Origin of the sequence: Xanthobacter wiegelii (genome assembly GCF_043193855.2) — a bacterium.
Taxonomy (GTDB): Bacteria; Pseudomonadota; Alphaproteobacteria; order Rhizobiales; family Xanthobacteraceae; genus Xanthobacter; species Xanthobacter flavus_A.
Map to the genome: position 1 here is coordinate 4,940,409 of NZ_CM195529.1, position 11,290 is coordinate 4,951,698.

Genomic DNA, 11,290 nt, shown 5'->3' on the forward strand with positions numbered 1-11,290 from the left:
CTGCGGCAAAATGTCAGTAGGCGAGCGCGCCGACCTTTTCCACCTGGATGGCATCGCCCACGCGGACGATGCGCAGCGAGGTGCCGTCGCGGCCGAGGGGGCCAGGCAGGGATACGGTCTGCTCGTCGCCGGGCTGCTGGAGCACGGTGGAGACGCGGACTACGGCCGGTGCGGCACCGGGTTCGCCGGCCGCATCGAGGGTCGTAACCACCTGATAACCCTTGGCATTACGCACATAATAGGTCACGGCGGAGGCCTTGCCACCGAGGTAGGTCACGATGGCCTGACGCTCGGCCGGGAGGGTCTCGCCGGCGAAGGCGGGGGCGGTCGCGAGCACCGAGGTCGCGGCAAGGAGGCCGGCGGCACCGGCAAGGAGGATGGTCTTCATGTCAGCCTCGCTGCGCTCCGTGCGGCCCACGGCCAAGATCTCGGTGCGCTTTAGCTGTGGCGCAACATAGACCACTTGTTGCGATGCAGCACGCCCATTTTCCGCATTCCAGAAATGCATTCCACGCAATCCTGCGCCTACCGGAGTAGGCGATCGGAGCTGAACTGCCGCGAGTCAGGGCAGATTCGGGCGCTGTCCACCCCGGTTTCCGGGTCGGTTCGGTCGAGGTTCGAGAGGAGTCAGCGCTGACACCCTCCGGGGCCTGCCCACAAGGCGCGGAAAAGTCGCGTCTGCGGCCGCGATCTGCAACCCATACGCGCTTATAAGTTGCATTGCCGACAGCCGGGTCGCGGCATAGGGGCGGCATTGCCGCGACCCGGTGTCCCGGGCGCCGAGGCGCCCGGATCTGGTCCGCCGCTCAGTAGCGGCTCACCGCGCCCGAGCGGGTGACGCTGTTGCCGGCGGGGCCGGTGGTGGTGCGCTGATAGGAATAGCTGCCCGGCGCGGTGCGGGTGACGCTGCCGGTGCGCGAGACGCTGCCGCCGTAAGGGCCGGTCGCGACGGCGGCGCGGCTGCAGGTGCCGCCCGCACAGCTTCCGGTGGCGGCGCCGGTATAGGTGCCGCGCGGCGTGGTCACGCTGCCGGATCGGGTCCAGGCGGCGGCCTCGCCGATGCCGGCGAGCAGGGTGAAGCCGGAGACGGAAAGAACGACGGCGAGGGGGGCAATGCGGGACATGGTGGCCTCCGGTGCAGGGCCGTCCGAAGGGCCGGCCGATTGCGATGGGGAGAGACTGAGGGCGCGCCGTTGCGTCCGCTTATCGCCGGAGTGATGTGGTGTAACGTTTTGTAACCCCGCCACCTGCCGGGATTGCTCGCCCCCCTCCCCTCCGCGACACTGCCGGTGCCCTTCCCGGAGACTGCTTTGGCCCTGCGCACGCTGCTCATCGTCGAGGACGACCGCGAGATCCGCGCCCTGCTCTCGGACTTTCTCGGCCGTGAGGGCTATGGCGTGCTGGCGGCCGAGGATGGCGTCGCCATGGACCGCATCCTTTCCACGGCGCGGCCGGATCTGGTGATCCTCGACCTCATGCTGCCCGGCGAGGACGGGCTGTCCATCTGCCGCCGCCTCAGGGCGCGGGGCGGACTGCCCATCCTCATGCTCACGGCCAAGGGCGACGACGTGGATCGCATCGTCGGGCTGGAGATGGGCGCCGACGATTATCTGCCGAAGCCGTTCAATCCGCGCGAGCTGCTCGCCCGCATCCGGGCCGTGCTGCGGCGGGCGGAGGGGGCGCTGGCGGAGGCCACCCCGCGCAATCGCCGCGTCACCTTCGCCGGCTTCGTGGCCGATCTCGATGCGCGCAGCGTCGCCGGGGCCGAGGGGGGCGCGCTCGACCTCACCTCTGCGGAGTTCGAGCTGCTCGCCTGCTTCCTGGAGCGGCCGAAGCGCGTGCTTTCCCGCGACCAGCTGCTGGACTGGACGCGCGGGCGCTCGGCCGATCCGTTCGACCGCACCATCGATGTCTCCGTCAGCCGCCTGCGGCGCAAGCTCTCCGGCGTGTCGGAGGACGCGGCCAGCCTCATCAAGACCGTGCGCAATGGCGGCTATCTCCTCACCGTCGATGTCCGCCCCCTCTGAGCCCGCGTCCGCGCGCCCCCGCCGCTTCGGCCTTGCCGCGCGGCTGGCGCTGATCGTGGTCGGGGGCCTGTTGGCGGTGCAGGTGCTGATGCTGCTCGCCTATGTGGCGGAGCGCGAGCGTGCGGCCGCGCCGAGCGCTTTCGTACCGGCGATGCAGCGTGTCGCCGCGCTGGTTCAGCTTCTGGAGCGTCTGCCGCCGGGCGAGCGCGACCTCGCCTTGCGCGCCGTCGCGACCTCGGGCTTCCAGCCCGCCATCCGGACGGAGCGGCCGGAAATCGAAAGTCCCCGTCTGCTCCGCTTCGCCGAGCGCCGGCTGCGGCAGCTCATCGGCGGACCGTCCGACCGCTTCATCGCCGTGGCGCTCACCGGCTCGAGTCGCCCCCTGCGCCCGGTGGATCGCCTGCGCGACCTGCGCGGCGCGAACCTCACCGTCGCCATCGGCCTTGCGGGCGGGGACTATCTGGAAATCGTCGCCGGCGGCGACATCACCGTGCGCTTCCTCGGCCTGCCGGTGGGGCTCGTCGCCGGCATCCTCGGCTTCCTCGTGGCGCTCCTCGCGCTCCTCGCGGTGCGCCGGGAGACGCGCCCCCTGTCCGATCTCGCGGGGGCGGTGGAGCGGTTCGGCGTCCAGCTCCAGCCATCGCACGTCAAGGAGCGTGGCGCGCCGGACGTGCGGCTGGTGGTGCGGGCGGTGAACGCCATGCAGGATCGTATCGTGGAGCTGGTGCGCATGCGCACGCTGGTGCTGGGCGCCATCAGCCACGATCTGCGCACCTATCTCACCCGCCTGCGCCTGCGGCTGGAGCTGATGCCCCCCGGCGATCAGGTGGAAAAGGCGCAGGCCGATCTCGATGGAATGCAGGCGCTGGTGGACGACGCTCTCGCCTTCGCCCGCGCCTCCTTCTCCCCCGCCTCGGGCGAGACGGTGGATCTCGCCGCGCTGGCGCGCGCCGAGTGGGAGGCGCGCAGGGCGCAGGGCGCGGCCGTCACGCTCACCGGGGCCGAGGCGCCGCTGGTGGTGGAGGGCAATCGCGGGGCGCTCGCCCGCGTGCTCGCCAATCTTGTCGGCAACGCCATCACCTACGGGACGTGCGCGGATATCTCCCTGCACGATCGCGGCAATGCGGCGGAGCTGGTGGTGGAGGATCGCGGGCCGGGCATTCCGGCGGGCGAACGGGAGACGGTGTTCGAGCCCTTCTACCGGCTGGAGCCCTCGCGCAACCGCGACAGCGGCGGCGCCGGGCTCGGCCTCACCATCGTGCGGCAGATCGCCGAGGGGCATGGCGGCGGCGTCACCATCGATGACCGCCCCGGCGGTGGCGCGCGCCTCATCGTGCGGCTGCCCAAACCGGGCGCGCCCAAAGCCTGAGCGGCGTTCAGTCCTTCAGCGCGGCCTCGACCCCGGCCGCCACGGCGAAGAGGGCGGCATCCGTCCCCGGCGCGCCGGCGAGCATGAGGCCGGCGGGCAGGCCGCCTTCGCCGGTGAGGGGCAAGGAGATGGCGCAGCCGTCGATCATGTTGATGAGGGTGGGGTTGCGCAGGGCCATGATGTTGGCGCGGCCATAGGCGTCGTCGTCGGTGAGGAGATCGGCGATGCGCGGCGGGGCAATGGCGACGGTGGGCAGCGCCAGCGCATCGAAGCCGGCGAGCCGCGCGGCGGCGCGGGCGACGAGACCGGCGCGGGCCGCCACCAGATCCACATAATCCGCCGCCGACTGCTCGGCCCCGCGCCGCACGCGGACGGAGACGCGCGGGTCGTAGGCCTCGCCCTTCTCGGCCAGCAGGCGGCGGTGGACGGTGTAGGATTCCGCCGCCGCGAAGCCGCCCTTGGCGTTGAGGGTGGCGATCTCGCCGAATTCGGGGAAGGGCGCGGAGACGATGTGCGCGCCGGCCTTGGCGAGGCGGTCCAGCGCCGCCTCGAAGGCGGCGGCCACCGGCGCGTCCAGCCCGTCGAGGGCGACGGTGGTGGGCACGAGGAGGCGCAGGCCCGCAACAGGACGGGCCGGCAGCGGCGCGTCACCGCCCGAGAGGATGGCGTCGAGCGCGGCGCAGCAGGCCACCGAGCGGGCGATGGGGCCGATGGAATCCAGCGTCGTGGAGAGCGGGAAGGCCCCCTCGCGCGGCACGCGGTGGGCGGTGGGCTTGAAGCCGACGAGGCCGCAGAAGGCCGCCGGGATGCGGCAGGATCCGCCGGTATCGGTGCCGAGGATCGCATGGGCCATGCCGTCCGCCACCGCCACCGCGCCGCCGGAGGAGGAGCCGCCGGAGACGCGCGGGCCGGTCGCCCGCTCGAAGGGAGCGGCGGGATTGCCCGTGTGCGGGTTCATGCCGAGGCCGGAATAGGCGAACTCGGTCATGGTGTTGCGGCCGATGAGCACGAAGCCCGCCCGGCGCAGGCGCGCCACGGCGGGCGCGTCCGCCTGAGCCGGCGGTGAATCGCGCAGCACCTTGGAGCCCGCCGCCGTGACCTCGCCGGCCACGTCGAACAGGTCCTTGATGCCGATGGGGATGCCGGCGAAGGGCGAGGGCGCGGCCCCCGCCTTGCGCAGCATATCCTGCGCATCGGCGGCCGCGCGGGCCGCCTCCCGGTTCACCCGCACGAAGGCGCGCGAGCCCTCCCCGTCCGGAGCGTCGATGCGTGCGATGCAGTCCTCCACCAGCACCCGCGCCGTGGTGCGGCCGGAGGCGAGATCAGCGGCGAGGGCGGCGAGGGTGGGCTGCATGGGGGCGTCCGCGAAGAAGAGAATCAGGCCGGATCGAAATAATGGATTTCGAACAGGATGCAGCCCTTTTCCGACTTGAACGGCCCATGCACGGCGCCCGGGGGACGCACCGCATAGGTGAAGGGGGGAAAGCTCTCGCCGCCCTCGCCCTTGTCGTCATTGCCGACGGTGAGGTCGCCGGAGACCAGGAACACCTCTTCCCAATATTCGTGCACGAAGGGCTTCGTGGTGAACACGCCGGGCTCGAACTTCAGGAGGCGCGAGCGCGAGCCGGCGCGGTTCTCCTCGTCGAGGGCGCCGGCGAGGATCTTCTGCTGGATGCCGGCGGGATAGCCGGGGGGCACTTCCCAGCCGGTGGTCAGGTCGAGCGTGTGGAACTCGTCGTGGATCTTGTTGATCGCCATGGCTGTGGTCTTCGCTGTGTATCGGTGGAAAGGGATCACTCGGCTGCGCGGGCAGCGGCGAAGGGCTTCACCTCGTCGGAGAGGGCGTAGGAGGCGAGCATGTCGTTGAGCATCTTCTCCGCGCCCGCCCAATCATAGGTGCGGAAGGAGTGGCCCTTCACCACGAAGGAGGCGCCCGCATAGAACATCTCGTACTGGGTGTGGCGCGAGGCGAATTCCGAGCCCACCGCGTCCCAGGCGAGCTTGTAGAACTTCACCTTCTCCTCGGCGGTCGCGGTCGGCGACTGCTGGGTCTTGCCGATGAGGCGCGCGACTTCGGTATTCTCATAGTCGTGCACCGAGGAGGGCAGCATGATCATGCCGCCACCGGCCAGCTCGCGCAAAGTGGTGATGAACTTGCCGTAGAGCTGCTGGGCCAGCGTCTGCGCGGCGTAGAGCGTGTGCCGGTCGGGCACGAAATAGGGGCCGTAATAGCTGCCCTTGGCCTCCATGGCGGCGACGAAGGCGTCCACCATGCCGGCCTCGGCGGCGAGCTGGCCGAGCGTCTCGCGCACCTGCGGGAAGTTGGTGGTGCCGTTCACCTCGGTGATGCGGCGGGCGATGCCGAGCAGGAACTTCAGCTTCACCGAGAGGCGGATCTGCGCCTGGTAGTTCTGGTAGACGTGGGCCGGCGTCGCGTGGAACTGCTTGTTCGTCATGGCGACATCGCGGGCGATGAAGATGCGGTCCCACGGCACCTTCACGTCGTCGAAATAGAGCACCGCGTCATTCTCGTCGAAGCGGCTCGACAGCGGGTTGTCGAACACGCTGGGCGCGCCCGCCTCGTAGGACTTGCGGGAGAGGATCTTCAGGCCCTTCGCATTCATCGGGATGCAGAAGGAGAGCGCATAGGGCTCCTCGCCCTTCTGCAGCGGCTGGATGCAGGTGACGAACACCTCGTTGGCCATGATGCCGCCGGTGGCCAGCATCTTGGCGCCGCGCACGGTGATGCCGGAGGTGTCCTCGTCCACGATGGCAGCGGAGAGGAAGGGGTCGGCCTGCTCGGCCGCGTTCTTGGAGCGGTCGGCCTGCGGGTTGATGATGACGTAGGTGAGATAAAGATCATTGTCGCGGGCGTAGCGGTAATAGTCCGCCAGCGCGCGGGCACGGGCCGGGTCGTACAGCTCGAACTGGTCGACGCCCATGTACATGCCGGAGATGCAGGAGGCGACGTGATCCGGCGCGCGGCCGAGGAAGCCGCCGTGCAGCTCGGTCCAGGCCTCGAGGCCGCGCCGGCGCGTCTTCAGATCCTCATAGCTGGTGGGCAGCTGCCAGATGCGGTTGGCGCGGGTGCCGGTGTCGGTCTCGAAGGTCATCAGCTCCCGGTTTTCCGGAGCGCTGTGGAAGTCGAACATCTTCCCGACGGAGGCGATGGACCGGCGGAAGGCGTGGTGGGTGGTGGCATCGCCCACCGTTTCGCCGTCGATGAAAATCTCGCGGCCGTCCCTCAGGCTCTGGATGTGCTCGGCACCGGTCTTGATCATGGCTGGGTCCTCAAGTTCGGTTCAGCCGGCAACGGCCGCGAGCGTGCGGTAGCGTCCGGCATGGAAGATAAGCGGCTCGGCCGCGGCCGAGCGATGGGCGACGACGCGGGCGATGAAAACTTCGTGATCGCCCCCGTCGTGGATGGCGTGGGGCACGCATTCCAGATGCGCGGCCGCCCCGGCGAGGAGCGGCGCCCCGCCATGGCCGCGCAGATGATCGACGCCCGCCCACTTCTCGCCCTGGGCGCGGGCAAAGCGGCCGGACAGGTCCTGCTGGTCGTGGGCGAGAACGGAGATGCCGTAGGCCGCCGCGGTGCGCAGGGCCGGAAGCGAAAGCGCCGTGCGGGCCACGGAAAACAGCACGAGGGGCGGGTCGAGCGAGACCGAGTTGAACGAACTCATGGTCATGCCGACGAGGCTGCCGTCACCCGCCTCCGCCGCCACGACGGCGATGCCGGTCGCGAACGCCCCCAGCGTCTGGCGGAAGGCGCGCGGATCGAACACGGCGGGGTCGGAGAGGGACGGCGAAGACATGGGGCAATGTCCGCACTAGATAGCTTTGTAATAAAGCTATTATCAAATGGGTGATGGACGTCAAGCCCTCTGCCCGGCTAAAAACATTCAGCGTGCCGCCCTTCTGCAGGGGGAGGGTCCACGGCGCGCGGGAGCAGACGTTCCATGCCTCAAACGAAGAACGGGCGGGGCAGAAGGCCATTGCCCTTGACGGCGTCCCGCGCCGCCTTGCTGGTCGACGGATCGGACACCGAGTTCCGCGAACTGGTGCACGACATGCTGGCGTTCGCGGCGGCCATCCAGGAGGTGCGCAATCGCCTCGGCGGCCTCATCGGCCTGTCGGGCACGCAATATACGATCCTGATGTCCATCGCCCGGCTCGCCGGCAAGATGCCCGAGCTGGGCGTCGCCACCCTCGCAGAGCACCTGCATCTGTCCGGCGCCTTCGTCACCATCGAGGTCAACAAGCTGGTCGCCGCCGGCCTCGTGAGCAAGGCCACCAACCCCAGCGACCGCCGCCGCGTGCTGCTCACCGTCACCAACGAGGCCGAGCAGCGCCTCGCCGAGCTGACGCGGGTGCAGGCGCCGGCCAACGACACCCTGTTCGGCCCGCTCTCGGCGAGCGAATTCCGGGCCATGCGCTCCATCATCGCCAAGCTCGCCGGCACGGGCGAGCGCACCCTCAAGCTGATCGACTATCTCGCCCCGGACGGCAGGATCGAGACCGCCCGCGAACAGGTCTCGCCGCTGGTGTGAGGGGGCCTGACAGACGTCATGCCCCGGCTTGTCCGGGGCATCCACCCCGTCGCAGGCTGCGTGCGCGAGGTCCAGGACCCTGCCCGGCCACACCGTGGATCCCCCGGACAAGCCGGGGGATGACAGCACTCCTGCGGTAAAGATGACCGCGCCGCCCCCCTACAAATGCCCCGCCACGCCCCCGGCCCGCTCCGACACCATGCGGCCGTCGCTCATCTCCACGATGCGGTCGAAGATGTCCGACCAGCGCGGATCGTGGGTGACCACCCCCACCGCCACCCGCCGCTCGTCGGCGAGCGCCCGGAACACCTGCATCACCTGCCGGCCACGCGTGCCGTCGAGCGCCGCCGTGGGCTCGTCGGCCAGCAGCAGCACCGGATCGTTGGCCAGCGCGCGGGCGATCGAGACGCGCTGCTGCTCGCCGCCGGAGAGCTGGGTGGGATAATTGTCCTCGCGGTGGCCGAGGCCGAACTGCGCGAGGAGTTCCCGCGCCCGCTCGCGCGCCAGCTTCGGCCGCACGTCGTTGATCTCCAGCGCGATCTGCACATTCTCCACCGCCGTGAGGAAGGGAATGAGGTTCGCCTTCTGGAAGATGAAGCCCACATGGGTGCGGCGGAAATCACGCAGGCTGTTGAGCTTCGTCTGGGGATCGGCGATGGGCCGGCCGCGGAAGTAGACCGTGCCGGTGGAGGGCGGCTCCAGCAGGCCCGCGATCATCAGGAAGGTGGTCTTGCCCGAGCCGGAGGGGCCGACGATGCCGGTCAGCTCCCCGGCGTTCAGCGCCAGCGTCATGTCGGAGAGCGCGGCCACCGCATTGGGGCCGGCGAGATAGATCTTGCTGGCGCCGCGCACCTCCATCACCGCATCGGGCGAGGCGGGCGCAACGGGAAGCGCGGGCACCGGGTCCGGCCCGGCGAGCGTGCTCATGCCAGCACCTCCTGCGCCCGAACGCGCATGGCGCGGCGGATGGCGAACCAGCTGGCGAACAGGCTGATGAGGAGGAGCGAGAAGGCGATCCAGGCGAGGTCGTCCGGCAGCAGCAGCACCGTGCGCGGGAAGTTGGGATAGAGGGTGAAGGAGATGGCGAGGGCCACCGAATAGCCCAGCACCCCGATCCACAGCGCCTGCTGCACAATGAGGCCGATGATGACCCTGTCCCGCGCGCCGATGAGCTTCAGAAGCGCGATCTGGTTGATCTTCTCCAGCGTCAGCATGTAGATCGTCAGCGCGATGATGGAGCCGGCCACCAAAAGCGTCATGGCGGTGAAGGCGAGGATCTGCACCCTGAGCCGCCACAGGCGCCCGTTCAGCAGCATGTCGCGCTCTTCCTGCTGGGTCAGCACCTCCACGTCGCCCCACGCCTTGATGCGGCGCTGCACCTCGCTCGCATCGGCATTGGGCTTCAGTTCCACCATCACGGCGGCGACGGAGCCGCCATCGCCCATGCCCATGCGCGAGCGGCCCTTGGCGAGGCGGTTCAGCAGCACGGCCTCGGAGGGCAGCACGCGGTTGATGGATTGCGCATCGGGAATGGTGACGAAGAACATGCCGTCGCCGCCCATGTCCACCTGGCCCTTGGTGAGGCCCACGACCGTGTAATCGTCATGGCCGAGGCGGATCACGTCGCCCACCAGCAGGCCGGTGGACTGGTCGGCGATGGCCTCGTAGCGGGTGGAGCGGAAGGCGCGCCCGTCGATGAGCGGGATCCACGCGCCGGAATCCTTGGGATAGTCCACCCCAGTCACGGCGAGGCGGACCGGCTTGCCGTCGATCGTGTATTGCTGATTGTACTGGATGAAGCGGCGGGTGGAATCCACACCCGGCACGCCCTCCACCCGCCGGTCGAGATTGGCCGGCACGGCCGAGGTCTCGGCGAAGGGGCCGGAGCGTCCGCCCTCCACCACCCAGAGGTCGGCGCCGATGTCGTTGATGATGAGCAGCGCCTCGTGGACGATGCCGCGATAAAGGCCGATCATCCCCATGGTGGCGCCAAGCAGCATGCCGATGCCCACCGCCGTCAGCGCGAAGCGCAAAGCGGAGAAGCGCATGTCCCGAAGAGCGATATTCATGGTGCAGCTCCCCGGCCCTCAGGGCAGCTTGGTGCCGAGGGTGACCGGCTGGAAGGCATAGCGTCCGGCGGGGGCCAGCACGGCGTCGCCCTCCTTCAGCCCGCGCGTCACCACCACGTTGGAGCCGCTGATGTAGCCGAGCGTCACCGGCGTCCAGGTGGCGCGGCCGCGCTGCGCCAGCCACACGCCGGCCCGCCCGTCGCGGCGGATCACCAGCGATTCCGGAATGCCGATGACCTGCTCGGGAGACTGCGCCTCAACCGCCACATTGGCGCGCTGGCCCATGGCCCAGCTGTCGGGCAGGGAATCGAGGGTGATGTCGGCGGTGAACTCGCGCGTCTCCTGGTCCACCTGCCGGGACAGGCGCAGCACCTTGCCGTTCCACACCCGCCCGGGATCGGCGGCGAAGGTGATGCGCGCCGGCTGGCCGGCCTTGATGGTGGCGCGGGCGGATTCGTCGAAGCGGGCGGAGATGATGATGGTGGAAAGCTCCACCACCTGCATCAGGTTGGCGCCCGGCAGCAGCAGGTCGCCGGGATTGCGCTCGCGGGAGATGACCACGCCGTCGAGGGGGGCGCTGATGGTGGCCTCGCCGAGGCGCGCCTCCAGCACCTTCACATTGGCCTGCTGGGAGAGCACCTGCGCCCGCGCCCGCTCGATGCCGGCCTCGGCGCGGGCCATGTCCGCCTCGGCCTGCTTGAAGGCGGCCTCCGTGGTGGTCAGTTCCGCCTGGGAGGCGGCATTGAGCTTCACCAGCGTGGCGCGGCGCTCATATTCGATCTTCGTCTTGTCGAGCATGGCCTGCGCGCGGGCGCGGTCGGCCTCGGCCTCGCTCACCCCGCGCCCGGCGGCGCTCGCCTCGGCCTGGGCCGCGGCGAGCTGGTTCTGCAGGTCGACGGATTCGAGCCGGGCCAGCACCTGGCCGCGCTTCACCGTGTCGTTGCGGTCGGCCTCGATGGATTTCAGGAAGCCCTGGATGCGGCTCGTCACCGTCACGCGGTTGATGGCGTCGAGAAGGCCGGGGCCGTTGATCTCGAGGCTCATCATGCGAAGCCGCACCTCGTGGTACGCCACCGGCGTCGGCAGCACGTACCACCAGAATCCGGCGCCGCCCGCCGCGAGGGCGAGCACCATGACCACGGCGAAGCGCCGCCACCCGGCCGAATGGTCGGGCTTGAGATGAACGGGCTGGACGCGCTCCGGCTTCATGGCCGGGACCCGCTGCGGGAGATCGCGCCCCGATGGCGGGGATGGGCGAAGGCGGGGGAAAAGTGA

Annotated in this window: 12 protein-coding genes; 3 read left to right on the forward strand and 9 right to left on the reverse strand. The window is 69.9% G+C overall.

From position 1 onward, the window contains the following. Positions 1 to 13: 13 nt before the first annotated feature. Together V5F63_RS23075 and V5F63_RS23080 are read right to left on the reverse strand one after the other, a co-directional pair. The gene (locus V5F63_RS23075; RefSeq protein ID WP_209486158.1) at positions 14 to 388 is read right to left on the reverse strand and encodes a hypothetical protein; all 375 of its coding nucleotides are present in this window, start codon (positions 386 to 388) and stop codon (positions 14 to 16) included. A 418-nt stretch (positions 389 to 806) separates the two neighbouring features. Further along, positions 807 to 1,124: a hypothetical protein gene (locus tag V5F63_RS23080; protein WP_394100994.1), complete on the reverse strand. Its 318-nt coding sequence runs from the start codon at positions 1,122 to 1,124 to the stop codon at positions 807 to 809. A 186-nt stretch (positions 1,125 to 1,310) separates the two neighbouring features. Between V5F63_RS23080 and V5F63_RS23085 the strand changes: the two genes are divergently transcribed. Both V5F63_RS23085 and V5F63_RS23090 read left to right on the forward strand, forming a co-directional pair. Then, positions 1,311 to 2,027 (forward strand): response regulator, encoded by a 717-nt coding sequence (locus V5F63_RS23085; protein ID WP_394100993.1) that lies wholly within the window; start codon positions 1,311 to 1,313, stop codon positions 2,025 to 2,027. After that, positions 2,011 to 3,396: a sensor histidine kinase gene (locus V5F63_RS23090; protein WP_394100992.1), complete on the forward strand. Its 1,386-nt coding sequence runs from the start codon at positions 2,011 to 2,013 to the stop codon at positions 3,394 to 3,396. The genes V5F63_RS23085 and V5F63_RS23090 overlap by 17 nt, the downstream gene beginning before the upstream one ends. A gap of 7 nt (positions 3,397 to 3,403) precedes the next feature. Here the strand turns inward: V5F63_RS23090 and V5F63_RS23095 are convergent, their stop codons facing one another. From V5F63_RS23095 to V5F63_RS23110, 4 genes are read right to left on the reverse strand one after another with little or no spacing between them, the layout of a single operon-like run. Then, positions 3,404 to 4,750: an amidase gene (locus V5F63_RS23095; RefSeq protein ID WP_394100991.1), complete on the reverse strand. Its 1,347-nt coding sequence runs from the start codon at positions 4,748 to 4,750 to the stop codon at positions 3,404 to 3,406. A gap of 23 nt (positions 4,751 to 4,773) precedes the next feature. Beyond that, a complete protein-coding gene (locus V5F63_RS23100) occupies positions 4,774 to 5,154 on the reverse strand; it encodes a cupin domain-containing protein (RefSeq protein WP_209486167.1) in 381 nt (126 codons plus the stop codon). A gap of 35 nt (positions 5,155 to 5,189) precedes the next feature. Beyond that, positions 5,190 to 6,677 (reverse strand): 4-hydroxyphenylacetate 3-hydroxylase family protein, encoded by a 1,488-nt coding sequence (locus V5F63_RS23105; RefSeq protein ID WP_394100990.1) that lies wholly within the window; start codon positions 6,675 to 6,677, stop codon positions 5,190 to 5,192. 21 nt (positions 6,678 to 6,698) lie between these two features. Further along, entirely contained in the window at positions 6,699 to 7,211 is a 513-nt protein-coding gene (locus V5F63_RS23110) for a flavin reductase family protein (RefSeq protein WP_394100989.1), read from the reverse strand. Between the two features lie 186 nt (positions 7,212 to 7,397). Between V5F63_RS23110 and V5F63_RS23115 the strand changes: the two genes are divergently transcribed. Continuing rightward, positions 7,398 to 7,946: a MarR family winged helix-turn-helix transcriptional regulator gene (locus tag V5F63_RS23115; protein ID WP_245327262.1), complete on the forward strand. Its 549-nt coding sequence runs from the start codon at positions 7,398 to 7,400 to the stop codon at positions 7,944 to 7,946. 159 nt (positions 7,947 to 8,105) lie between these two features. Here V5F63_RS23115 and V5F63_RS23120 read toward each other — a convergent pair whose 3' ends face one another. The 3 genes from V5F63_RS23120 to V5F63_RS23130 are packed head-to-tail and all read right to left on the reverse strand — an operon-like array spanning position 8,106 to position 11,224. Continuing rightward, positions 8,106 to 8,873, reverse strand: a complete 768-nt coding sequence (locus V5F63_RS23120) for an ABC transporter ATP-binding protein (protein ID WP_394100988.1) — start codon at positions 8,871 to 8,873, stop codon at positions 8,106 to 8,108. Then, positions 8,870 to 10,015, reverse strand: a complete 1,146-nt coding sequence (locus V5F63_RS23125) for an ABC transporter permease (protein ID WP_209486177.1) — start codon at positions 10,013 to 10,015, stop codon at positions 8,870 to 8,872. The genes V5F63_RS23120 and V5F63_RS23125 overlap by 4 nt, the downstream gene beginning before the upstream one ends. Before the next feature lie 18 nt (positions 10,016 to 10,033). Continuing rightward, entirely contained in the window at positions 10,034 to 11,224 is a 1,191-nt protein-coding gene (locus V5F63_RS23130) for an efflux RND transporter periplasmic adaptor subunit (RefSeq protein ID WP_209486179.1), read from the reverse strand. Positions 11,225 to 11,290: the final 66 nt, after the last annotated feature.